Origin of the sequence: Paenibacillus amylolyticus, assembly GCF_003719335.1 — a bacterium.
In the GTDB taxonomy this organism is placed as follows: Bacteria; Bacillota; Bacilli; order Paenibacillales; family Paenibacillaceae; genus Paenibacillus; species Paenibacillus amylolyticus_D.
The window spans coordinates 412184-437482 of the sequence record NZ_RIAS01000001.1; the positions used below are offsets into that span (position 1 = coordinate 412184).

The 25299-nt window shown below is 47.5% G+C and carries 19 protein-coding genes; 1 reads left to right on the forward strand and 18 read right to left on the reverse strand.

Annotated features, from left to right (window positions below; all coding sequences use genetic code 11):
* Nucleotides 1-72 precede the first annotated feature (72 nt).
* The 12 genes from EC604_RS01900 to pyrR all read right to left on the reverse strand — a co-directional run bounded on the left by EC604_RS01900 (nucleotide 73) and on the right by pyrR (nucleotide 16699).
* Nucleotides 73-1524, reverse strand: a complete 1452-nt coding sequence (locus EC604_RS01900) for an ABC transporter substrate-binding protein (RefSeq protein ID WP_123062499.1) — start codon at nucleotides 1522-1524, stop codon at nucleotides 73-75.
* 21 nt (nucleotides 1525-1545) lie between these two features.
* Entirely contained in the window at nucleotides 1546-2409 is an 864-nt protein-coding gene (locus tag EC604_RS01905; RefSeq protein WP_090923725.1) for an ABC transporter ATP-binding protein, read from the reverse strand.
* A 2-nt stretch (nucleotides 2410-2411) separates the two neighbouring features.
* Nucleotides 2412-5327 (reverse strand): ABC transporter permease, encoded by a 2916-nt coding sequence (locus EC604_RS01910; protein ID WP_123062500.1) that lies wholly within the window; start codon nucleotides 5325-5327, stop codon nucleotides 2412-2414.
* A complete protein-coding gene (locus EC604_RS01915) occupies nucleotides 5327-6442 on the reverse strand; it encodes an efflux RND transporter periplasmic adaptor subunit (protein ID WP_123062501.1) in 1116 nt (371 codons plus the stop codon). The genes EC604_RS01910 and EC604_RS01915 overlap by 1 nt, the downstream gene beginning before the upstream one ends.
* Complete coding sequence (locus EC604_RS01920) at nucleotides 6405-7352, reverse strand: ABC transporter ATP-binding protein (protein ID WP_240036610.1); 948 nt, start codon at nucleotides 7350-7352, stop codon at nucleotides 6405-6407. The genes EC604_RS01915 and EC604_RS01920 overlap by 38 nt, the downstream gene beginning before the upstream one ends.
* Nucleotides 7353-7625: 273 nt before the next feature.
* Entirely contained in the window at nucleotides 7626-8267 is a 642-nt protein-coding gene (gene pyrE / locus EC604_RS01925; RefSeq protein ID WP_123062502.1) for an orotate phosphoribosyltransferase, read from the reverse strand.
* The gene (gene pyrF, locus EC604_RS01930) at nucleotides 8264-9004 is read right to left on the reverse strand and encodes an orotidine-5'-phosphate decarboxylase (RefSeq protein WP_123062503.1); all 741 of its coding nucleotides are present in this window, start codon (nucleotides 9002-9004) and stop codon (nucleotides 8264-8266) included. The genes pyrE and pyrF overlap by 4 nt, the downstream gene beginning before the upstream one ends.
* Nucleotides 9005-9110: 106 nt before the next feature.
* Nucleotides 9111-12326 carry a carbamoyl-phosphate synthase large subunit gene (gene carB, locus EC604_RS01935; protein ID WP_123062504.1) on the reverse strand — a complete coding sequence of 1072 codons (3216 nt, stop codon included), beginning with the start codon at nucleotides 12324-12326 and terminating at the stop codon, nucleotides 9111-9113.
* A gap of 1 nt (nucleotide 12327) precedes the next feature.
* Nucleotides 12328-13470, reverse strand: a complete 1143-nt coding sequence (gene carA / locus EC604_RS01940) for a glutamine-hydrolyzing carbamoyl-phosphate synthase small subunit (protein WP_123062505.1) — start codon at nucleotides 13468-13470, stop codon at nucleotides 12328-12330.
* A gap of 324 nt (nucleotides 13471-13794) precedes the next feature.
* Nucleotides 13795-15099: a dihydroorotase gene (locus EC604_RS01945; protein WP_123062506.1), complete on the reverse strand. Its 1305-nt coding sequence runs from the start codon at nucleotides 15097-15099 to the stop codon at nucleotides 13795-13797.
* A gap of 125 nt (nucleotides 15100-15224) precedes the next feature.
* A complete protein-coding gene (locus EC604_RS01950; protein ID WP_430538734.1) occupies nucleotides 15225-16136 on the reverse strand; it encodes an aspartate carbamoyltransferase catalytic subunit in 912 nt (303 codons plus the stop codon).
* Nucleotides 16136-16699 carry a bifunctional pyr operon transcriptional regulator/uracil phosphoribosyltransferase PyrR gene (gene pyrR, locus EC604_RS01955; RefSeq protein WP_123062508.1) on the reverse strand — a complete coding sequence of 188 codons (564 nt, stop codon included), beginning with the start codon at nucleotides 16697-16699 and terminating at the stop codon, nucleotides 16136-16138. Before pyrR ends, EC604_RS01950 begins: the two co-directional genes overlap by 1 nt.
* A gap of 688 nt (nucleotides 16700-17387) precedes the next feature.
* On the opposite strand from pyrR, the gene EC604_RS01960 reads away from it, so the two are divergent.
* Complete coding sequence (locus EC604_RS01960; protein ID WP_123062509.1) at nucleotides 17388-20063, forward strand: YhgE/Pip domain-containing protein; 2676 nt, start codon at nucleotides 17388-17390, stop codon at nucleotides 20061-20063.
* 139 nt (nucleotides 20064-20202) lie between these two features.
* On the opposite strand, the gene EC604_RS01965 is transcribed toward EC604_RS01960, so the two are convergent.
* The 6 genes from EC604_RS01965 to EC604_RS01990 form a co-directional block, all read right to left on the reverse strand.
* Nucleotides 20203-21510, reverse strand: coding sequence for a DUF6080 domain-containing protein (locus EC604_RS01965; protein WP_123062510.1), 1308 nt, complete (start codon nucleotides 21508-21510; stop codon nucleotides 20203-20205).
* 50 nt (nucleotides 21511-21560) lie between these two features.
* Nucleotides 21561-21863: an EamA family transporter gene (locus tag EC604_RS01970; RefSeq protein ID WP_123062855.1), complete on the reverse strand. Its 303-nt coding sequence runs from the start codon at nucleotides 21861-21863 to the stop codon at nucleotides 21561-21563.
* Nucleotides 21864-21867: 4 nt separating this feature from the next.
* Nucleotides 21868-22158, reverse strand: a complete 291-nt coding sequence (locus EC604_RS01975; protein ID WP_123062854.1) for an EamA family transporter — start codon at nucleotides 22156-22158, stop codon at nucleotides 21868-21870.
* Nucleotides 22159-22184: 26 nt separating this feature from the next.
* Entirely contained in the window at nucleotides 22185-22817 is a 633-nt protein-coding gene (locus EC604_RS01980; RefSeq protein ID WP_123062511.1) for an HAD family hydrolase, read from the reverse strand.
* A 33-nt stretch (nucleotides 22818-22850) separates the two neighbouring features.
* Nucleotides 22851-23762, reverse strand: a complete 912-nt coding sequence (locus tag EC604_RS01985) for a decaprenyl-phosphate phosphoribosyltransferase (RefSeq protein ID WP_123062512.1) — start codon at nucleotides 23760-23762, stop codon at nucleotides 22851-22853.
* Between the two features lie 178 nt (nucleotides 23763-23940).
* The gene (locus EC604_RS01990; protein WP_123062513.1) at nucleotides 23941-25194 is read right to left on the reverse strand and encodes an LL-diaminopimelate aminotransferase; all 1254 of its coding nucleotides are present in this window, start codon (nucleotides 25192-25194) and stop codon (nucleotides 23941-23943) included.
* Between the last annotated feature and the right edge of the window lie 105 nt (nucleotides 25195-25299).

The following is a 25299-nucleotide window of genomic DNA, read 5'->3' on the forward strand; positions in this document are numbered from 1 at the left end:
ATTAATTGGATGTTACTGGTGTTAACTGACTAACTGATCTGCCGAAATGTTTGATACCGTGAAAAGCATAACTTATTGGAACGTTGCTTTAGGGTCTTTTTTCAACTTCGCAAGCATCTCGTTCCCTTTGGCTGCCCATTCACCCAGTGCTTCTTTCGGAGTCTTTTTATTTTCTAACACTTGATTAAAATATTCCATACCTTTGTCGCTTACCTGCCACAATCCAGGCATCTTCTGATACAGTTTATCAAGATTCGTATTGGTTGGCGGTACCGGCTTCAACGTATAGAAAGCCTGGATATTGTAATCAAGACCGTCTTTTGGTTTAATAAAGCTTTTCCGGGATACCAATTCATAGCTGCTGCGTGCCTTGATCTTCGCCCAATCCTCGCTATTCATATACTTGATCAGCTCCCAGGCATCATCCGGGTTCTGAGCGGAGCTGTTGATCGCCATCAAGCTGCTCAGATAGATGTTCCCCCCGATCTCAGGAGCCTCTGGATGAACGGGAGGGGTTACTACGTCCCAATCTATTTTTGTAAAATCTTTCATTTTATCTGCATTTTTATTCGCATCAATTAATTGGTTGATGTAATTGTAATCCCCGATCGCCATTGCTGTTTTGCCGCTAAGGAACAAATCACCCTGAACAGGATCGTAACGTCCTTCTGTTTGCTGATTCTGTGGTTCGTCACCTTTCGGGATGACTTTGTCAATCGCCAGCTTGCTAACAGTACTCCACACTTTCTCCCATTGCGGAGAATCTACGGTCATTTTCTCTGCTTTATCGTCAAAAACTTTCAACTGCAGCGAATTATAGTACTGCTGCATCGAGTAATACGGAGAGCCTCCGCTATAGGTAGTGAACGCCATCCCGAAGACATGGTCTTTACCTTCACCTTTAGTAAGGCGAGTCGCCAGATTAAAGATATCGTCCCACGTCATGTTGTCCGTTGGCGGTTCAACACCCGCTTTTTCAAACATCCCTTTGTTATAGAACAAAGCAGAAGAAGAGAATGTTGGTGTCAGTGCGTAAATGTTCTGATCACCCAGATCTTTAATTCCCTCAAGTACACTAGGAACGATATCGCTGGTGTCAAATTTGTCTTCCTGCATTAACGGATCAAGCTGCTTAACCATGTTCTCCTGGATTAGCGACTTAATCGTAGTCGTATCCGCTACAACGACATCCACCGGATTATCTCCAGTCATAATTTTCTTCAAGCTCTCCATAGTATCTGGCATTTCGTTTGGTTGTTCCGAATTTCCAAAGCCATACATGCTGCCCTGATCAACCGCAGGCACGATTTCGACCGTGACATTTTTGTGTGTAAGCTCAAAAGCATCCGTAAATTGCTGACGGAAGTAGCTGTCATCCTGTCCTCCCCAGAGTGTCGCTACGCGCAGCACGCGCTGTTCATTATCCGTATTCTCACTTGCTGTACATCCTGCGATAAGTGGCAATGCCAGTGTCGCTGTTGCCACAATGGCCAGCACACGTTTTCCCCACAACCTGTTTTTCATCTCCCATTTCCCCCTCTTAAATTATCTTGGCGGTGTAATGACAATACGTTCACCGTCGAATTCCAATGTAGCGCGACTATCAATGGATAAGGCTTCCAGATACTCTTTCGGTACCTGAAGCCGCCCTGCACGATCAATAATGACAAAAGCTTCATGAACGTCGGGAGCACCAGCTTCAGACAGCCCCTGATCATCATCCAGATTTGGATTGCGTTTCACAAATTCAGTGCTCGTCAGACCATCTCGAATCGCAACGATCCGATCAACTTTACCAGCAAGCGTCAAGTCATGGGTAACAATGACAATGGTGACACCCAGTTCCTTATTCATTTTGCGAAAAATGTTCATGATCGTATCACACGTCTCGGAATCGACGGAACCTGTAGGCTCATCTGCCAGCAAAATCTTCGGCCGATTGGACAAGGAGATCGCAATCGCTACACGCTGCTGCTCCCCGCCTGACAACTGATGCAGTTTGTTATGCATCCGATCCTTCAGACCGACCCATTCGAGTAGCTGCATGGCGTATTTACGATCACGTTTGCCACCCAGAATCATCGGTGTTTCCACATTTTCCAGCGCGGTGAGATAAGGCAGCAAATTGCGACCGTTATTTTGCCAGATGAATCCGACGGTGTGACGTTTGTATTCCACTAGTTGAGCATCCGTCATTTTAAGCAGGTCCCAATCCCCAACCACCGCCGTGCCAGCGGTAGGGCGATCCAGACCGCCAAGGATGTTAAGCAATGTTGATTTACCACTACCACTGTTGCCGATGATCGCCATCATTTCGCCTTGATTGACGGTCAGATTGAGACCTTGAAGGGCAACGACTTCCACATCGCTGGATTTAAAAATTTTGACAAGTCCTTCGCATTGGATCACGTTTACCTCTCCTCTCCCATTTTGACCGCCTGGTGTACTCTCAGCCTGCGAATCTGCCAGAGTAACATCGATGCTCCGATAATCAGCATCACTACGGTTACGCCGTACAGTTGCAGCATATCCTGCTGTTCAAAGACGATGCGGAATGGTGGAACCTGCGCAGACACATTATCCGTTGTTTGCAAGAACGGCAGGAAGAGCCTGCTTGAAACCTGACCAATACTAATCCCCAGCAGGATCGAAAGCCCCGCCGTAAATACCTGCTCCAGCAATAACATACCGCTAAGCTGTGCTCTGGATAGGCCCATAGCCCGCAGGACACCAAACTGTACTACACGTCCCGAAAGGTTAAAGAACCAGTACAGCACGTAACCGATTAACGAGATGATCACCGATACAAGGAATCCCAAACTCAGAATGCCGAATACCCCGCCTCTGGATGGATGTTTTCCCTGAGTGACCAGTTCGGTTCGCACATCACGGACAGAGGATAGCTCGATGCCTTCTGCCGCAAGTTTCTCCATTAATGGAGCCACCTTGGCATCCGGTTTCATTTTTAACCATACCTCATAGGGGATTAGTGGGACCTGATCGTAGATATAATCCAGATTGGCCACGAAGAATGGCATCTGATCCGGGTATTGTGAAGGCCAGTATGGAATAATGCCAAAAACAACAAATTCTATCGCTTGACCCTGTATCCCCATGGAGACCATGTCTCCCGTTTTGAGCTTGAACTTGTCAGCAAATTTCGAAGAAATCAGCACAGCCCCTTCATATTTGCCAAGCAAATCAAGATATTTGTATGGATGTGCTGGGAATAAATCGTTACGGAACCAGGCCACCTTGGCAAAGTCCACATTGTCAATGCCCACAAGCATCCCTTGTCCCCCGGATTTACCCGAGACAATAATGTTGCCCTTCGTTTGCAGTACCCGTGCTGCATGCTCCACACCGCTTAATTGGCGGAACACTTCAAATGGTGGCTCGGAGTATATGATTTTGGTTGGCTGCGATGACCCGCCGCCACCTCCTCCGCCAGGAGCTCCGCCTCCGCCATTTCCTCCACCAGCGCCACCACCGGCACCGCCGCCTCCACCTTGCTGACCGCCGCCTGATCCGCCGCCCTGTCCAGAACCTCCTGGCTTCACCTCGGGGGTTCCTTCCCATACCGTTTGCATAATAACATCTGAGCCATAACGGTATAACGTGCGTTCGGTTGAATTCAAATCAATGGTTCGCGCTGCAGCCGAGTTATATACGCCAAGGCCGAGCGTCAGCACCAATAGAATCATAAGCGGATAATAGGATGAAGACGAACGGGATAACTGTGTCAACGTCAGATACAGCGGGACTGGCAGCAGCTTGCGTCCGATCAACTGTATCAGTTTCAAAATCCATGGGAACAAACGCAGGAAAAACAGTCCTAGCGCAAAGATCGCCAGTGCAGGCACAAAAAACAGAAACGGTTGCACCTGTAACTGATCCGTCGTCATCCCCGTCTGGAACGTCAGCATCTGACGTTCATAAAACAGATAGTATCCGTATCCCGCTAGACCGAGCAGTCCCACATCAAGGAACCAGCGTTGCCACAGCGGGGCACGATCGGTACGTGCCTGACGCCTTTTGGCCGATACAATCGTTGCCCGTGCATACGTAATTGCTGGAATCAAAGATGCAATAATGGCAACAAGTACCGCTGCCATGCCAAGCAGAATCGCTTCTTTGGAGACTCCAATCGGAATGGATTTTCGATCTACAAAGGATAAGAATCCACTTGCCGAGCCGATACTCTTCGCCATGAACCATCCCAAAAACGGTCCAACAACAAGTGCAATCGCGCCCAAGAAAATACCTTCAAGAAGATAGAGCGAAAAGATCTGACGAGCCGAGGCTCCACGGCTGCGAAGCACAGCAATGTCGCTTTCCTGCTTTTGCAGGGATTGTCTGGCATTCATCGCGATAAAATAAAAGACCATCGCAATCATTGGCGCAGCGAGCGTAAACAACATCGTCTGCAGTTGCAAACTCTGGCTACGGAATTGCTTGAGCAGATCACCGAAGGTAATATCAACCTTGGTATCTTTCAGCCGCTGATAGAGATCAATATCCAGCCGTTCCAACACAGAGCTGAGGCCAGATAACTGGCTGGTTTGGACCTCTTTCAGATCGAATGCATAGTACCAGCGTGAATTCTGTAGTGGAATACCCTTTTCTTTGAGTAATACGTCGTTAAAAACCGATTCATTCACATAAAGTCCATTCATCATACCGTCAAAGCCTTGAACCCAATACGGACTGTTCGGATTGTCGGCCTTGAAGGAACCTGTAATTTTTACACGCAACGTGATATTCAGACCACTGTAAATCGGGTATTCCAAAATATCACCCACATGCAAATCATTCCGGTACATGCCTTCTTCCAGCATCACAGCTTCGATAATGTCGTCTTTGACCTGATTGCCGGGTTTGACACCCGCCGAGTAATTCACCTGATCATCCAGCCCACTCATCGTACCCAGTGTCATACTCCGCACGCGGCTTGCATCCACTTTGGTCGGATCTTCAGGATTGACTTCTGTACTGCGAATGGATCTCGAATTCACATACGTATGAAATGGAAATCCAATGTCGCGAGGAACGTCCTCACGAATGTAGCGATCCACCTCATCCAGTCCTCTGGTATCGGTCTTTGCACCACCGGGTGCCTGATAACTCATCAACAGCGATCCTGCTGGTAAACCTTCACTGTTATCCTGCAGCGTCTGCGCTACAACCCGTTTCAACGCACCATCGGCATACATTGGAATACTGACGGTGAACGCTACCGCCACAATCAAACCGATTAGTGTGCTGAAGGTCATCCAGCGTGTGTTCCACATTTTGCGGAACAGCAGCCGAAGCAATGGCAGCCCCATTAGCGTCCCACAACTTTCTGACCAACCGTCAGACCTTTCAGAATCTCGACATCAGTTGATGTCTGCTGTCCAACCTCAACATCCACTTCACGCTTGCTTCCATCATTCTCGATCACCTGTACATAGGTTCTGGAACCGATGGAGCGCAGAGCAGATACAGGAATGACAATTGCGTTCTCGGTGCGCTGAGTTACGATTGAAACCGTTAAAGGTGTACCGCGTTCTACGTTTTTTGGCATTTTCGCCAAGGTAACAAGGACATATTGATCCAGCGTTTCCTTCGCCGGAGGTGAACCGCCTTCACCCTGACCTGATCCATTGCCACTATTGTTACTTGAAGCATTAGCCGTAGGCATTGCTTTGATCTTACCGGCTACTTTGCCAGCACCGTTGATGTCAACCTCAGCCTTCATGCCAGACGTGAATTTCTCCAGATCCTCCTTGGCAAATGTGGCCGCCACAACCAGGTTGGATGTATCCGCAATAGTCGCAATCGGATCATACGCTTTCACCGCTGCGCCCTTTTCCACTTGAACCGCAATAATGGTGCCGCCAAATGGAGCTGTCAACGTGGATTGTCCCAGCTTTTCTTCCAGATCAGCAAGCTCCTGACGAAGTTCTTCAAAAGCAATAGTCGCTTCTTCAAACTCCACCGGGTCCATCTCATCCTTCTTGCGCAGCGTTTCCTTCATCTGTACTTCCGATTTGCGAATCTGAAGCCGCTTGCCGCGAATCTCCTTCTCCACACTTGTTACGTCGAGGACAGCGAGAACCTGTCCTTTCTTCACTTTATCTCCGGTTTTTACATTCAATTCCTGAATGTGCATACCATCCAGCGTAAAATATACTTTTTCTTCACGCTGACTCATCAACTTGCCACTGCCGCTCACCTTTTTCTCCAGCGTCTCCGTACGAACTTCATATTCCGGTTTTTTGGAGATCGTTGGCGGTGTTATTGGTGGAAGCACCTCTTCCTCCGATTCAGATGGCAGCAATGAACAGCCTGACATCGTTGCAGCGAGTATTGCACCAAGTACAATAAGCGCTGTACGTTTCCCCCTCTTCGGAACGGCACCTTTACGTGAGAAATCTGCCGTCCGCCATTTCATAAACATGGTCCGCAACCTCCAAAATTGTAGGATCGTGTGTAGTCATACATATCGTTACTTGTTCTACTTCAATGATATTGCGGAACACAGCCATAACCTGTGCGCCCATTTTGGAATCCAGCTCCGCCGTTGGTTCATCCGCAAGCAGCAACCGAGGCCTGTGTGCAATCGCTTTAGCGATGGCCACCCGCTGCTGCTCCCCCCCGGACATCTCAAAAGGCCGGTGCTTCACGCGTTTGCTCAGTCCAACCAAGTCCAGACAGTGACCTACTCTGTCCTTCCATTCGGACCGCGGCACATCCGCCATCCGGAGCGAAAGCTCTACATTTTCCCAAGCAGATAATAAAGGCATAAGTGCATACGCTTGAAAAATAAATCCAATCTCTCTGCGCCGCAAAGCGGTTCGCCGTTGATCTCCCCAATCCTGAAGAGGTTGTCCGGAGAATAGAATCTCTCCACTCGAAGGCTGGTCAAGTCCGCCAAGCATGTTCAGCAATGTTGTCTTACCTGAGCCAGACCGTCCTTTCAGCATAACAAGCTGTTGCGGATTTACTTCCATATCAATGCCTTTGAGCACATGAATGATACGACTGCCTGTCTGAAAGCTGCGATGAACGTTGCGTACCTCCAACACGGGTCCATCATACGGAGGCAACAGTTCCTTTCTCGGCCTCGCTTTGGTCTTCTGCGGTGTCTCCTCTATGGCTATAGCCGTTGCAGACTCCTCCATAGCAGAAATCTCATCTGACGTGAGCGCTTCCGTGCTTAGAGACTCGGGCTCCGTTATGTACGAAGATTCTTCCGATGCAGCCCTTTTCTCCAGCACAGGTTGTTCCTGTTCGCGTTCTTCACTCGATTGGCTCTTGGCAGTTCTTTTCTTTGAAAATAACTTTTTCATGCCAGCAATCACGCTCATCCTCTCTTGTTATGCCGCGCATTTCCTTCATGCGCCCTAAATCTAGAAATCTGTTCCATGCTACACTGAATTATAAACGACTGCTCTCTACTAAAAGTTACAAGCTTTTTACAACGTCAGTGTGAAAAAGTTAATATTTTGATGAACATAACAAAAAAGCACCCCGAGTTACGGGATGCCTCTTGATTATTCGATTGTTTTGCCGTCATTACGGGAATCATTACAATTTTGATACCGTTTGCTGAGCAACAGTCTATTGTTGATGGAATGATATTATTTACCAAATGAAGAAGGATCTTCACGCCACGATTGAAGCAGTGCAAAATCACTCTCTTGAATGGTTCCTTGAGCCAACGCAACATCCATCAGCGCTGTATAATTGGACAGCGTTTGCAGCGGTATGCCGGCTTCCTCGAACGCTTTCACACCTTTATCCAGCTGATAGCTGAAAATGGCAAGAACTGCGAGTGGTGTCGCCCCTGCCGCACGTACAGCTTCTGCCGCTTTAATCGAACTTCCTCCGGTTGAAATCAAATCCTCAATCACAACTACTTTTTGTCCTTCGCTGATTAAACCTTCAATCAGATTTTCCTTGCCGTGGCCTTTCGCTTTATCTCGAATATAGGCCATAGGCAGATTCAGCTTCTGAGCTACCCATGCGGCGTGTGGAATACCCGCGGTTGCTGTACCTGCAATCACTTCAGCATCTGGATACTGGTCACGAATGATCGCGGCAAATGCTTCGGCAATATCGTTGCGGATCTCAGGATAAGACATCGTCAGCCGATTATCACAATAGATTGGTGATTTGATGCCGGATGTCCATGTGAATGGCTGCTGTGGACGCAGTGCCACCGCTTTGATTTTTAGCAACTGGGAAGCAATATGGTTTGGAATTTGGCTAAGTTCGATCATACGTTCAACATCTCCTTCAAAATGGTCTCTGCCGCTTCACGCGGGTTTGGTGCACCGGTAATGGGTCTACCCACAACGATGTAATGACTGCCTCTGCTAATGGCCTCACCTGGTGTCAGGACACGTGTCTGGTCACCGAGGCCACTGCCTGCTGGACGAATGCCGGGGGTTACCGTACGAAAATCACTGCCGCATGCTGCCCGGATCGCTGGCACTTCAAGCGGAGAAGCCACCACACCATCCAGTCCGGCCTCCTGCGCCAATCCGGCATAACGAACTACCGCTTGCTCTACACTCCCAGGGATGCCGATCTCGTTATTCATCGTCTCTAGACTTGTGCTGGTCAATTGTGTCACGGCGATAATCTCAGGTCTTGTCAGGGAAGGATCAGCAGCAAGCGCTGCTTCCGCGCCTTCACGTGCTGCACGCATCATGCTGGTGCCGCCCGCCGCATGTACATTAAACATATCCACCCCAAGACGTGTGATGCTCTCAGCCCCACCACGCACGGTGTTCGGAATATCATGCATTTTCACGTCAAGAAACACGGAGTACCCTCTCGCTTTTAACTCCCGAATGAAGTCCGGACCCGCTGCATAGAAAAGCTGCATGCCGACCTTGAGATAACAAGGAATGCCCTCAAGTGCCTGTACCAGTTTCTGTGCCTCATCTGCCCCCGGATAATCGAGTGCAACCATCAGACGTCCAGCCATTTCATTGAAATTCGGGTGATTCATATCCCAGCGCCCCTTCCGCGTGCTCATTTTTTCCGTTTTTGCCCGATATAAAGGACATCCCGCCAGCCCGCGGGCTGACTGATGTCCTTCATCAAGTGACTATTCATTATACAAAGGCTGGCATAGCCTCCGAGGAGAAGTTGATCGTTTGCAGCATGATCAGCAGCGCACGAATGGTATCCAGGGAAGTCATACATACCACACCATTCTCAACCGCTTCACGGCGGATACGGAATCCGTCACGTTGTGGCGTCTTACCCTTAGTCAGGGTATTGAACACAAAGTTCGCTTCACCGCTGCGGATCATATCAAGAATGTTAGGTGAGCCTTCGCTCAATTTGTTCACAACGGTTACCGGAATGTTAGCCGCTTGAAGCGCAGCTGCCGTTCCGCCAGTTGCCATGATTTTGTAGCCCAGTCTGTAGAAACCTTCGAGCAAAGGTACTGCTTCGTCCTTGTCTTTGTCTGAGACAGTAACCACAATGGCCCCAGTAGCTGGAATTTTCATTCCCGCACCGATCAGACCTTTGAACAAGGCTTTCGCATAGTTCGGGTCACGTCCCATAACCTCGCCTGTTGATTTCATCTCAGGTCCGAGTGTTGGTTCAACACGGCGTAGCTTCGCAAATGAGAACACCGGTACTTTTACCGATACGTGATCCGTTTCAGGCCACAGACCATCCACATAACCCAGGTCTTTCAGTTTCACACCCAAGATCGCTTGTGTTGCCAGGTTCGCCATTGGAATGTTGGTTACTTTGCTCAGGAAAGGTACGGTACGGGATGAACGCGGGTTGACCTCAATAACGTATACCTGACCGTCGTGGATAACAAACTGGATGTTCACCAGTCCGATCGTTTTCAGTTCCTTGGCGATTTTGATCGTAATCTCGACAATTTTTTCTTTCAGATCTGCCGACAGGTGCTGTGGTGGATATACCGCGATCGAGTCACCGGAGTGTACCCCTGCGCGTTCGATATGCTCCATGATGCCTGGAACCAGTACGGTTTCACCGTCACAGATGGCATCCACTTCAACCTCTTTACCCAGCATATAACGGTCGATCAGAACCGGATGCTCCGGATTGATTTTTACCGCTTGCTCCATGTAAGTCAAGAGTTCTGCATCGGAGTATACAATCTCCATCGCTCGACCGCCCAGGACATACGAAGGACGAACGAGTACAGGATATCCCAGGGATTGAGCTGTTTCCACAGCATCATCTACGGAAGTGACCGTTTTACCTTTTGGCTGTGCAATCTCCAGACGGGAGAGCAGCTGCTCGAACTTCTTGCGATCCTCTGCTTCATCAATACTTTCCAGATCCGTTCCGAGGATCGTTACTCCTGCATTGCGTAGCGGTGCTGCCAAGTTGATTGCCGTTTGACCACCGAACTGCACGATAACACCTACGGGTTGTTCTTGTTCAATAACGTTCATGACATCCTCGAAGAACAGCGGCTCGAAATACAAGCGGTCAGATGTGTTGAAGTCTGTGGAAACCGTCTCGGGATTGTTATTAATAATAACCGCTTCATATCCGGCTTTCTGCAACGCCCATACCGCATGTACTGTGGAGTAGTCGAACTCAATGCCTTGACCGATCCGAATTGGGCCCGAACCAAGTACAACCACTTTTTTCTTGTCCGAAGGCAGTACTTCATTTTCTGTCTCATACGTCGAGTAGTAATAAGGTGTTGTCGCTTCGAACTCGGCCGCACAGGTATCTACCATCTTGTAAACTGGACGAAGGTTCTCCTCTTCACGACGTGCTCTGACTTCTGCTTCGGTCGTCAATGTACCTCCAGGTTGACCTTCAGCACGCAGTTCAGCGATAGCCCGGTCCGTAAAGCCAAGGCGTTTCGCTTGATAGAGCGTCTCGGAAGTCAATTCGGATTCTGCGCGAACGCGGTCTTCGAACTTAATAAGCCCTTCGATTTTATCCAGGAACCACCAGTCGATCTTGGTCAAATCCTGCAGTTGCTGCAGCGTATACCCTCTGCGGAATGCTTCCGCGATCAGGAACATGCGCTCATCGTCTGCTTTCATCAGACGTTCGTCCAAGGTCGCTTGATCCAGTGTTTCTGCGCCTTTCAGATAAAGGCGGTGTACCCCGATCTCCAAAGAACGAACCGCTTTGTGAATGGACTCTTCAAACGTACGTCCAATCGCCATCACTTCGCCTGTTGCTTTCATCTGTGTACCCAGTTTGCGGTTTGCAGATGTAAACTTGTCGAACGGCCAGCGTGGAATTTTGCTTACGATATAGTCAAGTGTCGGCTCAAAACAAGCATAGGTTTGGCCTGTGACCGGGTTAACGATCTCATCCAGCGTATAACCCATCGCGATTTTGGCAGCCATTTTCGCAATTGGATAACCTGTTGCTTTGGAAGCCAGCGCCGATGAACGGCTCACACGAGGGTTAACCTCGATAACATAGTATTGGAAGCTGTGTGGATCAAGTGCGAACTGTACGTTACAACCTCCCTCGATGTTCAGGGCACGAATGATTTTCAGGGAAGCGGAACGCAACATTTGGTACTCCCGGTCAGAGAGCGTTTGGCTTGGTGCCACAACGATACTGTCACCTGTATGAACGCCCACCGGGTCAAAGTTTTCCATGTTGCAGACCACGATACAGTTATCGTTTTTGTCACGCATAACCTCGTACTCGACTTCTTTCATGCCGGCGATGCTTTTCTCTACCAGACATTGACCAATCGGGCTGTAACGAATTCCAGCAGCTACGGTTTCGCGCAACTCTTCTTCGTTTGCACAGATTCCGCCGCCTGTTCCGCCGAGTGTGTAGGCAGGACGCACGATAATTGGATAACCAATCTCGCCCGCGAATTGCAGGGATTCTTCCAGTGTTGTAACGATGACACTTTCCGGTACAGGCTGTTCCAACTCACGCATCAGATCACGGAACAGATCGCGGTCTTCCGCTTTTTCGATGGAAGTCAGTTGTGTTCCGAGCAATTTCACATTTTCGCGCTCAAGCACTCCCGCACGTGCGAGTTCTACAGCCATGTTCAGACCTGTTTGGCCGCCCAGTGTTGGCAACAAACCGTCTGGACGTTCCTGACGAATGATTTGTGTTACAAAATCAAGCGTAATTGGCTCAATGTAGACTTTATCAGCCATATTGGTGTCCGTCATGATTGTCGCAGGGTTGCTGTTAATGAGTACAACTTCCACGCCTTCTTCTTTCAGTGCCTGACAAGCTTGCGTACCGGCATAGTCGAACTCGGCTGCTTGACCGATGACGATTGGACCGGAACCAATCACCAGGATTTTCTTGAGATCTTTGTTAATCGGCATGTTATTGCGCTCCTTTCACTGCGGCTGCCAATACGGCTTGACGCGGCTTTTGCGGGTTAGTGATCTTGTACTCACGAATCATCTCGATGAAACGGTCAAACAGGTAGCTGTTATCATAAGGTCCTGGCGCTGCTTCCGGGTGATATTGTACGGAGAAGGCAGGATATGTTTTATGTTTCAGACCTTCGATGGTCTTGTCATTATTGTTGATATGTGTAACTTCAAGATCTGTGCTTTTCACAGACTCTTCGTTTACCGTGTAACCGTGGTTTTGGGATGTGATGAAGCAACGCCCGCTCTCCAGTTCTTTGACCGGGTGATTGCCTCCGCGGTGTCCAAACTTGAGTTTTTCCGTGTCTGCGCCTGCTGCCAGGGCGAACAACTGGTGACCCAGGCAGATTCCGAAGATCGGATATTCACCAAGCAACTCGCTGATCATGTTCACGGCATGAGGTACGTCTTTCGGGTCCCCAGGGCCGTTGGACAACTGAATGCCATCCGGGTTCAGTCTGCGAATCTCCTCAGCCGTTACGTCATGAGGTACGACAACAACGTCACAGTTACGTTTGCTGAGTTCACGCAAAATCCCTGTTTTTGCACCGTAGTCAACTAGGACGATTCGTTCTGCTGTTCCCGGGCTGTTGTACACATGCTCTGTGGACGTCATAGGCACCTGGTTACGCAATTGCTCAATCGTAGTGTCCCCCATCATCTCCAGCAGTTCTTCGACAGGTTTCGATCCTGTTGTGAGAATTCCCTTCATTGTACCGTGGTGACGAATCCGGCGAGTCAACATCCGTGTATCAATCTCGCTGATCCCTACGATGCCGTATTCTTTCAGCAGATTATCCACGCTGTATTCTGCACGCCAGTTGCTCGGCGTCGGCTCATGGCGTCGTACTACGAAACCGTGTACGTATGGACGAATCGACTCAAAGTCATCCCGCGTAATCCCGTAGTTACCAATCAATGGATACGTCATCGTTACGATCTGGCCACAGTATGAAGGATCTGAAAGTACCTCTTGATAGCCTGTAATTCCCGTATTAAAAACGACCTCTCCTGTCGTTTCACCTTCCGCACCAAATGCTTTCCCGGTGAACAGCGTGCCGTCTTCCAACAATAATCTTGCCTGTCCCTGCATCCCATTTCACTCCCTCTGTGTTTATCAAAGTTAAATGGCCTTGGGTTGAACGTGGAGTTACTTTAGCGTGAGACTTCGTGGACAGAAAACCCTGCGAGCGCTTCGCTTCTTCGGGTCCTTTCTGTCCACTTCGCAGCTAAGGTGGTGCTCAAAGTTCAAAAAAGTACATTTAACTGTGTTTGTTTTGTATGTTGGGCTCTCGGCATGACTTGCCTTGAGTTTGTTCTAAAAAAGATGGTAAACCCTAAGCTGATGTTTCATTAAAATTTGTTATGAGTGCCATTGTATCCTTTTAACGATGTGTTACGTCAGCATGTTGCTGTTTTATTGCTCTAACGTGTTATTCCATACGCTTTTGCCATTCACCCATGTTTGTACCGGCCAGCCTTTTAGCTTCCAGCCTGTGAACGGTGTGTTTCTGCCTTTTGTTGCAAATGTTGCCGGGTCAACAGCCTTTTCCTGATTCAGATCGATCATCGTCAGATCGGCAGGGGCTCCTGTTTCCAGCTTGCCGGTATCCAGTCTGAATACGCGAGCCGGATCAGCCGTCATGCGTTTGACCAGGAAGTCTAAGGTCCACAATCCCGTTTCAACAAACTTGGTATAGAGCAGTGGAAAGGCTGTTTCGAATCCAACGATGCCGAATGGAGCGAGCTCCATGCCTTTTGCCTTCTCATCTTCACTGTGCGGTGCATGGTCAGTCACGATCATATCAAGCGTTCCATCCAGCAATCCTTCGATACAAGCCTGCACATCACGTGGTGAGCGCAGCGGCGGGTTCATTTTCCAATTGGCGTCCATGCCTGGGATATCTTCATCGGATAGAACAAGGTGGTGCGGACATACCTCAGCAGTCACTTTGATACCGATCGATTTCGCCAGACGAATCAGACGGACCGATTGTTCTGTGCTAACGTGGCATACATGGTAATGTACCCCTGTTGCTTCTGCAAGCAGAATGTCGCGGCCTACATGAATCGCTTCAGATTCATTCGGAATCCCTTTGATACCATGACGCTTGGAAAACTCACCTTCCGTGACATATCCGCCAACCACTAGCGAATCATCCTCGCAATGGGCAATCACGGGCATATCCATGCTGGCTGCGAGGCTCATAGCATCCTTCATCATTTGCGCGTTTTGTACACCTACTCCGTCGTCCGTGAAGCCAATCGCACCTGCCGCTTTTAATGCGGCAAAGTCAGTCAATTCGCGGCCTAGTTCGTTTTTGGTAATCGCCGCATAGGGCAGCACTTTAACCAGATCTGCTTCCTTTGCTTTGTTCAGTACCAGTTCTACAACCTCAGGTGTATCGGTTACCGGTCTTGTATTCGGCATGCAGGCAATGGTTGTAAAACCGCCTTGCGCAGCGGAGCGAGCTCCTGTTTCGATCGTCTCTTTATGTTCGAATCCAGGCTCGCGTAGATGCACGTGCATATCGATTAATCCAGGGATCACCAGCTTGCCTGATGCGTCCGTTACCTGCTCTGCTGACTTCTCGGCGTTCCGTACGATTTCATCTTCCGGGCCAGCGATCGCTTTAATTTTACCTTCTTCTATAAGAATCGTTTTCCGTTCAAGTTCCCCTTGTTGATTCAAGACGTTTGCGTTTTTTATCACCTGTACCATAATTGCCCTCCGCTTCGGTTCTGTCCAGCAGGGTAGATCCGCTAGATGAATGTTTTATCGTCTACTCTCTTCGTTGGTGTGCAAGAACATCGTCTCGCCAGCCTATGAATCTATGCTAGGCCCTGTTACAGCTTCATCGCACGTTCCATAACCGCCATGCGGATCGGAACTCCGTTTGCCATCTGTGGGAAAATCCGTGATGCATCACTCTCTACAACCGCATCATCGACTTCAACGTTACGGTTCACAGGAGCAGGGTGCATAATAATCGTACTTGGCTTGAGGCGTGACGCCCGTTCTTCCGTCAATCCGTAGTGTTCGCGATAATCCTCAGCTGAAGTGATCAGGCCATGTTGATGACGTTCCAGTTGAACCCTGAGCATCATGACTACATCAGCATCCAGCGCTTCTTCAAGACCTACATAAGGTGCGTGTTCCGCAAGCTCCGGCGCCTGCATCGTTTGTGGTGCGCAGAATCGTACATCTGCACCAAACTTTTGCAGTGCCCACAAGTTAGAGCGTGCTACCCGGCTATGCATGATATCTCCGATGATCGAGACACGTAAACCTTTCAGCTCACCAAATGCCTTCCGCATCGTATAGAGATCAAGGAGCGCCTGCGTCGGATGCTCATTATTGCCATCTCCCGCATTCACTAGCGGTACACTTACCTTCTGAGCCAGTTGTTGCAAGACACCAGCCGGTTTCAAGCGAATGACCCCTGCATCGATCCCCATAGATTCAAGTGTTCGAACCGTGTCGTAGATCGACTCTCCCTTTTCTACACTTGATGCAGCTGCTGAGAAATTCAACACTTGAGCTCCCAGCCGCTTCTCTGCCATTTCAAATGAAAATCGGGTACGGGTACTGTTCTCGAAGAACATGTTCGCTACAAAGCGAGACTCCAGGATCGGAACGAGTTTTTCCTTCTGTGCTTCCCAGTGGGCTGCACGGTTCAGAATCGACTCGATCTCGTCACGGCTAATGTCTTTCAATCCAAGCAAGCTCCGGTCTTTCAACGCTGTCTGTGTAATCATCATGCCTGCTCCCCTCGGTTCTGTATGATTTTGACCTCATCCTGTCCGTCTGTCTCCATGAGTGCAACCTCGATCTCTTCTGATTTGGATGTCGGCACGTTTTTGCCAATAAAATCAGGTCTGATCGGTAGTTCCCGGTGTCCACGGTCTGCAAGTACTGCCAGCTGTATGTTCTGCGGTCTTCCGCAGTCCATCAGCGCATCCATCGCAGCTCGTATTGTTCGTCCGGTGTACAGCACATCATCGAACAAAATCACTTTTTTGTTATGAATAGAAAGTGATTCAGGTGTCATAATCAACAGTTCCTTGCGATTCGTCTGGTGATCATCCAGCCGGTCATCACGATAGAGGGTTACATCAAGTTCTCCCCAGGGAACTTTGGCGCCTTCAATCTCCTCAATCTTGGCGGCGATTCGTTCTGCCAGATATACTCCGCGGGTGCGGATTCCAACCAGCACGCAATCGTCGATGCCTTTGTTCTTCTCCAGTATTTCATGGGCAATCCTTGTCAATGCGCGGCGAATCGCCGTTTCATCCATAATGACATGTGTCTCTGTGCTCATGCGTTCAGCCTCCTCAGGATTTTCCTTCGAAACCATGGCCCCGTGACGAGGAGAACAAAAAAGACTCCTTGCCGTGTTTATTGGCAAGGAGTCTCCGAACTTCAGACGTCGCTGAAGAAAGTTTACTCTCGGGATGCATCATTATATCTGCCGCAGCAAATAAAAGATGAATCGTTCACGTTACCTTGCCAGTCTCACGGGACTGATTTAAAGGTGCTATTCATGTCGTGCATATGAGGAACCTCACAGAGTTCTGTCTCAATATGCCCGTTTGTCTTCATGAATTATGACAGAAAGACAACCCTCTGTCAACACCTCACCATCGCAGGTGCAAATCCTCTGCTTCGTCTTATTAGAATCAGCATTTAGGCGAAAAAGCATCCATGTCACATCACATGTCATTCGTCGTTTATAATTATACAACAAACCTGCATATTTATCCATAGACAATTACAACCTCTTTCTGATCCAAATAACACCATCTGTCCCCTATTTTCAAATTCTTCTCCTGAATCTATGAAGACTGTGAATCAGTCTCCTTTCAATTGGGGAAAGTTTATACACACGGTCATTTATTAAACCCGCCTTTTTTCCGATATACATATAGCTTAGGGAGTAAACAACGTAAGGAAGGTGAGCCTTTCCCTCCACTGTTATAGCTCTCTTCATTATTTTGAAGGAGGACACCATGCGTCACATATGGCATATTTACAAGACAGACTGGCTACATATTTTCAAAGTACCCACAGGTATATTTCTGATCATCGCAATCATATTACTGCCAGGTGTATACGACTGGGTGAATGTCAAATCCGTTTGGGACCCGTACAGTAATACACAAGGCATCAAAATCGCCGTCACTAGTGAAGACAAGGGTGCCACGGTTACGGGTACTACCATTAATATTGGCGATGAGTTAATGAATAGTTTAAGCCATAACCACAAGCTGGGATGGACATTTGTGAATCAAGCCGAAGCTAGCCGCGGTGTCCAGACCGGTGAGTATTATGCCAGCCTACTCATTCCTGCTGATTTTTCATCACGGATTACAGGCATTGTGGATGGAAAACTGGATCGGCCTGAAGTCATATACACAGTCAATGAAAAGGTCAATGCCATCGCTCCCAAAATAACCGGTTCGGGCGTATCCGCCATTACAACGCAGATTAATGAGAATTTTACCGAAGCCGTCAGTGAAGCCGTGCTTACCAAGCTGAAGGAGGCTGGCGTAGAGATTAATGCACAGTTGCCCACGCTACGCAAAATGGAAAGTGGCATCTTTATGCTGGAGAAAAATCTGCCTGAATTCCAGACAGCAGGTCAGAAAGTGCTCGAAGTTGACCGGGCCATGCCGGAGATTGTGAAGCAGGCACAAAAAATTGTGGAATTGGAGAAACGACTGCCTGAAATCAATGAAGCTGCTGGCTATGTACTGAAAGTACAGCAGTATTGGCCTCAGATCAAAGCCGCTGCTTCAGAGGTGGTAGCCTTGCAAGATCGAATACCAGAAATAGAGCAAGCCGTCGCCCGCATTCAAGAGGTTGATGCCAACTTTGGACAAGTTTCTGGAGTGATTCAAACTGCCCTGAATAAGACGAATCAAGCTCTTGCTATCGTATCTGCTGCTGAACAGGATCTTTATAAAGTGTCCGAAATTTCGGATAACGCAGTGCAGTTTGCTAATGGATTGAATCAATTTGCAGGTGCCAGTCAGGAAGCCTTCCAGTCGATCACGCCAACGATTCGCCAAAATCTGCTGTTAGTGCAGCAAATAACAAACGCAGCTGGCGATATGTTCGAACAATTGAAAGGAACCGATTGGAGTAAGTTACCGAGCGCTGATGACATCGACCGTTTTACTTCTCGTCTAGGCACTGCGGTAAAAATCGTGGACAGTATGTCCGACCTGTTCGCCAAAATTGATGCTATACTGCCCTCTCATCCACTGGCAGCAAGGATACAGCAATTGCAAACGATATCCGAACAACTTCAGCAACAAATAAAACTGGCCGGAATCATTAGTACAGCCTTACGGGAAAACACGATTCCGCCAGCAGAAGTTGTTGCCCGATTAAATGAAATGAATCGGAACATTAGCACGGGGATCGATCGCCTCCTAAGCACCTTTGACACTCAGATTGTTCCGGCACTCACGGACGCAACCGATCTGCTAAAGTCAGTTCTATCTACGTCAGCAAATACGCTGCAAGCAGCAAAGGAGCGTCTTCCCGACATTGCAGCAATTCTCGCTGCAGCGAAGGAGGGCATTCAATTTGGTCAAACGGAGCTGGAAACAATCCAGGGTGATCTACCCAATATTCAGGCCAAAGTACACGAGATTTCACAAACCCTTGGCACGAAGAGTGAATCCTTTATTCGTGCTTTGAGCACGGTATCCTCTCTTATTCAGCGTGATCTGCCCAAGCTGGAGGATAAATTAAATACAGCTGCAGATTTTATTCGTAATGATCTGCCCCAGGCTGAGAAGCAAATTGGCAAAGCATCCAGCTTTGTGCAGCAACAACTGCCCGATGTGCAACAAGGCGTCCATCGCGTAGCTACTCTTGTTCGCGAGGACTTGCCAGAGCTGGAAAGTGCCATCCGCAAAGCTGCCGAGAAATTAAGAGAAGTCGAAGGCAATAATCAGTTTGCCGAGCTTGCCAAATTGCTACGGGGGGATATCGAAGAGGAAAGTGCATTCCTTGCTAGTCCAGTACAGATTAAGGAGCAACACCTATACCCCATTCCGAATTACGGTTCAGCCATGTCACCGTTCTATGCCGTATTATCACTATGGGTAGGTTCAACATTGCTAATATCCCTACTGCGTGCGGAAGCAGAAAACCCGGAGGGGACATACCGCGGATATCAACTGTACCTCGGTCGTCTAGCGACTTTCTTAACCGTTGGTTTATTACAGGCGATATGTGTTACAGCAGGAGACATTTGGATTCTAGGAACGTATGTCGCAGATAAATGGTTGTTTATTTTATTCGCCATGCTGGTGAGTGCCGTGTTTGTGACGATCACATATACCCTTTTATCTGTATTCGGCAATATTGGCAAAGGCATCGCCATCATCTTCATGGTGTTTCAGTTCTCCAGTTCGGGTGGTACTTTCCCGATCAGCATGACTTCGCCTTTTTTTCAGGCGTTAAATCCATTCATGCCGTTCACCTATGCTATCAGTCTGCTACGTGAAGCTGTTGGTGGTATTTTATGGTCAACAGCCATAAAGGACATCCTGTGGTTATGCCTGTTCATTGCGCTTAGTCTGATTCTTGCTCTCTTGTTAAAACGACCTTTAAGTAACTTGACGAAACGCTCTGCTGAAAATGCGAAAAAGACGAAAATCATTGCTTGATTCGTTTATAAAACAGTACCTGGGCTTCGCTAAAAAAGGCCTCTTGAACGTGAGTTCAAGAAGCCTTTTGTGTTACTAAACATGATTTATCAAGTTCGATGTCAATTTTTCATTTCCACTTTGCTTCCGTATTTACTACTCATCGCTGTGCAGAACGTGGCTTTTCCAGCTGTTCATAAGATTGTTTAATCGTCGACAGGGTTTCGAAATGACGATAGATGTTGTTGCCCGCCGTGACGAGCAGGGATGCTACGAGAAGTCCAAGCAGTACTTTTTTACCAAACCCGGAGCGCAGACTGCTGATAAACATACCACCAAGCAGATAAAAAGCAAACAAATAATGTCCGGCATACAGGTACATGTCATATTGAAATACAGCTAACCCAAAACCAACAACGAGATGAAGCAGGAAAGCAAATATAATGTACGGCATTAACGTCCACACACTGCGCTCGCGTATACCACGAATGAAACCCGCTAGCGCAAGGAGCAAAAGAAATATACCTGTCATCTGAACATAAAGCGGATTAGAGCGGGAAAGGTCTGTGACAAATGCAACCATACCCGGATCAAGCAAGTGCACTTGGGGAGATAACATGGGATTGATTGTCAGTAATACTAACGCTTTATAATGCGCAGCCCACTGGAAAGGTGTCGCGTAACTCGTGCCCCCATTTTGAATACCTAACAACCAGTTGCTTATCCAGCTTCGGCCGCCAAATGCAACATACTGAATCGCTGTTAACACCACAATCATCAGCACGGCAAGTGACATGATGCCGATATATTTTTTCCAACCCGCCTTGCTGCGCCATACCTGCATATTAAAGAAAACAGCCCCGGCAAACGGCACGATGTTGGTCGAAGTTAATCCAAAGTTAATCGTCGCAAGTAACGCATTTGGTACATAACGGACTTCCTTCTGTACACGCGAATACTGCAAGTATAGAACGGACAGAAGAATAACAAACTGCACATACGGATACGAGTCCGGGATAAAGGCTGTAAACATCAAATACGAGCTGAACCCAAACAGCAACGCGAACAACAACGGTGTATGTGAGGATTTCGTTTCATTTTGGCTTAGAAACACAAAGACCAGAACAACTGAACCTGCATTCACAAGGGATTGTAAAATCAGAAAAAACCAATTGCCCCCCAGCAGCTTGGAAATAGCTCCGAGCGTAACCGCCAAATAAGATATTAACGGATGAATAACGGAAGAACTGTTATCTCCGTAGTACATCGAAGGGTCAAAATTAAACAGGTTAAGTGGAAATACGGTTGTATTAAACGGTGAGTATTTTCCCAGCATCTCTGCATTTTGACTGATATACATAATATAAGAACCATTCATCAAACCATAAAAAAGAGCAAAACCAGCGAACAAAACAAAAGCAGTCCAAGTCACTCTACGGTCATAAAATATGTAATCTAAAAATTTCATGCGTTCACATCCAATATTTAATGATAAAGATTAGAAATATAAAATTCGGTCTAGAGTACAAGCAGGCATAGTCCGCCCATTATACAGACAACGCCGATCCACCGCATTGGCCCTACCGTCTCCTTAAAAGCCCACCTTGCAATAATAAGCGTCCAGACATAGGTTAAAGCGTTCGCAGGCAACACCACAGTTAATGGGAGAAACTTCAGTAACACTATGTTAAGCAGTGCACCCATTCCATAAAAACCAAGTCCGATCAGCACATGCAGTCGTTTACGACTCGTTGCGTAATATTTCAACCCGGCTCCGCCCATTGCGCCGCATAGGGTCATCACGATTAACACAGCAATCATCCAACTATCGATCCACACTGGTTAATGTCACCCCGATTCCCAGGAGCACAACAGCCGCGAGCTTTTGTACCGTAATTTCTTCACCAAGCAAGAAATATCCGTAGATTAGGGCAAAAACATAACTGGCACACATGAGCGGATAGGCCACCGAGAGCTTTTCGCGCGCGAATGCCTTAATCATCAAAATGGCTCCCATGCCGTAACATAGAAAACCCACACCCATGTAGATCCACTCCGTCAATCCCCACTTCCAGAACAGCTGCCCGGTCGCCGTCAGGAATGCAGAAACCAGCATCAACCATTTGCCGGTGTGACGTGAACTTATTTCCCCCACGTTAACGCCTCCATCTCAGGCACACGTTTATTTACAAAATATCGCTGACGCACAAGCTGCATGACGGGAAGATCCGATAAAGAATCGGAATACGAGCAGGATTGCTCATAATCAATTTCCATGTTTTTCTCAGCCAAATAAGCTTGAATCCGGCGTACCTTTTCTTCTCCCTTACAATTGGCACCTTCAATGGTGCAGGTATAACCATTCTCATGCCGAACAAGTTCGGTTCCGATCACATGATCGACCCAAGGGAAGGTTTTGAAATACTTCATATACGCATGCGGAGAAGCCGTTACGAGCAAGACATGATATCCAGCTTCTTTCCGATGTTGCATCTCGACACTAGCCTCCGTAAATATCGAAGTTCGCAGGTGGGTATCGAAAAAATGCTCCAGGTCTTTTTCAGACATACGTTTGATTTCTTGAAAATAGGAATGCTTAACCCGTTCAACCGTCATAAAGCCCGCTTTGAATAGGAGGGTATGAAATGCGATGACAGGCAAACGCCATACCTGCCAAGGATAACGGCGCATACCGTAAAATACAAATTGGAACATGGAATCACTGCGTATAATCGTTTTATCAATATCAAAGATCGCAACCTTCGTTCGTTTCACCCTGATCCCCCTCTGTATTAAATCTCTCTATTATCATTCGAAAATGGCAAAGATCGTAATGACACTAACCACGTACAAGATGACTGTGATCAAAATAGGCTTGTCCTCAAATAAAACACGGTCTGGTGAGCCGCCTTGATTTTTCATATGGATCAGATACAAATAGCGGAACATGCCATAGATTACCAACGGAATCGTCCACATCAGATGAATGGTTCGATCCGACGTAAAGGTGAAGAGAGAATAACTAATGATCGTTGCAGTCGTCACAATCGTATTGAATTGATCCAGCAACGTAATGGAGTAGTTATCCAGCACTTTCCGATGTGATCCTGTGTTTCCTTCCAGCAACGTAAGCTCGTTTCTTCGTTTACCAATCGCAAGGAACAGCGATAACAACATCGTACAAATCAGAAACCAAGGGGTGAACGGGACATGGATCAATACACCACCGGCAATTGCACGAAGCACAAAGCCCGCCGCAATGGTCATCATATCCAGAATAACAAGATGTTTCAGCACAAAAGAATAAGATACGTTCAGCAAGAAATACACAATGCACAAAATACCGAATAACGGATTCATCACGAAAGCTACTCCCAGGGAAAAAACAAGGAGAGCCATTCCGAATAATATTGCATGTGTAGGATTGACCTGCCCGGAAGCGATTGGACGGAACTGCTTGGTCGGATGTTGCCTATCCCGTTCCCGATCGACATAGTCGTTCAGTATATACACACAACCTGCAACAAGGCTAAACAACAGAAAGCCAATCCCTGTTGAAACAATCGTCTCCGTTCGGATTTCCTCAAATGAAAATAACAATGCTGCAAATAACAGCAAATTTTTAGTCCACTGCTTAGGCCTTAGTAATTTAAACAAACCAGAAATGGTTCCAGCATTGCCTACAGCAGAAGACGCGGTATCTTGCCGTGATGAAAACAATAGCAATAACTCCCTTCAACAATTCTAACGAATTAGTCTATACAAATAACGTAAAGACTTAATAATAAGTTGCTTGGTTATTTTTGTAAAGAGGATAAAGGATACATTTTGACATAAAAAAGAGACCGTTACCGGTCTCTTTATACCCATTATAGTCCATATTAACGCATGTTTAATTTTAAAATTCAAACTCTACATCACTCAGACGACGTTTAATTTCAGCAATAACACGTTTCTCTTCTTCTTCGCCACTCGCAATAAACGTAACGGAGAAACGAACAAAGTTACCGGCATCATCCCAAGGAACGGATGAAATCAGCTTCTCACGAATCAGGAATTGGGAGAAGTCTTCTCCTGACTCGAAGCGACGTCCACCGACAACACCTTTTGGTGCTTCAACATAAAGGAAGAAAGAACCTTTTGGTTTCTCCGCCTGGAAGCCCAGCTCGTTGAGTGCTGCAACCAACATATCGTGACGACGGGAATACTTCTCTGCAATTTTCTCCGTAATTTCAGGATGATTCAATCCGTAAGCTGCTGCTTTCTGAATCGCGATGAATTGACCGGAATCGTTGTTGTCCTTCACATCACTGAATGCTTTGACAACGAGAGGATTACCGGCTACGAAGCCAATTCTCCATCCTGTCATGTTGTACGATTTGGAGAGGGAGTGCAGTTCCACACCGACATCCTTGGCACCCGGTACAGAAAGGAAGCTGAAAGGCTTTTTGCCATCATACGTCAATGCTGCATATGGAGCATCATGCACAACAACAACATTGTATTTTTTTGCCCATTCGACTACCTCTGTGAAAAACTCCACTGTTGCACTTGCACCAGTCGGGTTATTTGGATAGTTCAGATAAAGCAATTTTGCACGTTTAGCAATATCTTCGGGAATCGCTGTCAGGTCAGGCAAGAAGTTGTTCTCTTTGGTCAATTGAACGTTGAATACTTCTCCACCTAAATATTTCGTGTGTGTGCCCATTACTGGATAACCAGGCACAGTCATGATCGTTACATCACCTGGATTAATGAAGCAAGAAGGTAACATCGCCAAAGCCGGTTTCGAACCGATGGAGTGTACGATCTCTGTATCCGCATCAATTCCATCAACGTTAAATACGTTTTTTAGGTAGGCAGCTGCCGCTGTCTTAAATTCAGGAATACCATTATCGGCGTACCCGCGGTTCTCTGGTTTAGCCGCTTCTGCAGCAAGTGCAGCAACGATGCCCGCATCCGCCATTTCGTCCGGTTCACCAACCCCAAGGTCAATCAGTTCGACATCGGGAAAGTCTTTTTTGGCAGAAGCTTTCGCACGTTTGATTTTCTCGAATTTATAGATGTTCGTGTCTTTACCATAGTTGGAGCCGCCGATACGGTCAGCAAAATTAGTTTGGATATACGTTTCCTGATATTTATCGATACTCATAATGTGTTCATCTCCTCATTTTGACGCAAATTTCTCATGTTTTAATATGAAGCATTTGAGCATTCAACACCATGGACAAAATATCCGAACATTTGTACTTTCTTC

Coding starts and splice junctions, on each gene's coding strand:
- EC604_RS01900 (WP_123062499.1), bottom strand. CDS start 1,524: ATGAAAAACAGGTTGTGGGGAAAACGTGTGCTGGCCATTGTGGCAACA.
- EC604_RS01910 (WP_123062500.1), bottom strand. CDS start 5,327: ATGGGGCTGCCATTGCTTCGGCTGCTGTTCCGCAAAATGTGGAACACA.
- EC604_RS01915 (WP_123062501.1), bottom strand. CDS start 6,442: ATGTTTATGAAATGGCGGACGGCAGATTTCTCACGTAAAGGTGCCGTT.
- EC604_RS01920 (WP_240036610.1), bottom strand. CDS start 7,352: ATGAGCGTGATTGCTGGCATGAAAAAGTTATTTTCAAAGAAAAGAACT.
- pyrE (WP_123062502.1), bottom strand. CDS start 8,267: ATGATCGAACTTAGCCAAATTCCAAACCATATTGCTTCCCAGTTGCTA.
- pyrF (WP_123062503.1), bottom strand. CDS start 9,004: ATGAATCACCCGAATTTCAATGAAATGGCTGGACGTCTGATGGTTGCA.
- carB (WP_123062504.1), bottom strand. CDS start 12,326: ATGCCGATTAACAAAGATCTCAAGAAAATCCTGGTGATTGGTTCCGGT.
- carA (WP_123062505.1), bottom strand. CDS start 13,470: ATGCAGGGACAGGCAAGATTATTGTTGGAAGACGGCACGCTGTTCACC.
- EC604_RS01945 (WP_123062506.1), bottom strand. CDS start 15,099: ATGGTACAGGTGATAAAAAACGCAAACGTCTTGAATCAACAAGGGGAA.
- EC604_RS01950 (WP_430538734.1), bottom strand. CDS start 16,136: ATGATTACACAGACAGCGTTGAAAGACCGGAGCTTGCTTGGATTGAAA.
- pyrR (WP_123062508.1), bottom strand. CDS start 16,699: ATGAGCACAGAGACACATGTCATTATGGATGAAACGGCGATTCGCCGC.
- EC604_RS01960 (WP_123062509.1), top strand. CDS start 17,388: ATGCGTCACATATGGCATATTTACAAGACAGACTGGCTACATATTTTC.
- EC604_RS01965 (WP_123062510.1), bottom strand. CDS start 21,510: ATGAAATTTTTAGATTACATATTTTATGACCGTAGAGTGACTTGGACT.
- EC604_RS01970 (WP_123062855.1), bottom strand. CDS start 21,863: ATGATTGCTGTGTTAATCGTGATGACCCTATGCGGCGCAATGGGCGGA.
- EC604_RS01975 (WP_123062854.1), bottom strand. CDS start 22,158: ATGCTGGTTTCTGCATTCCTGACGGCGACCGGGCAGCTGTTCTGGAAG.
- EC604_RS01990 (WP_123062513.1), bottom strand. CDS start 25,194: ATGAGTATCGATAAATATCAGGAAACGTATATCCAAACTAATTTTGCT.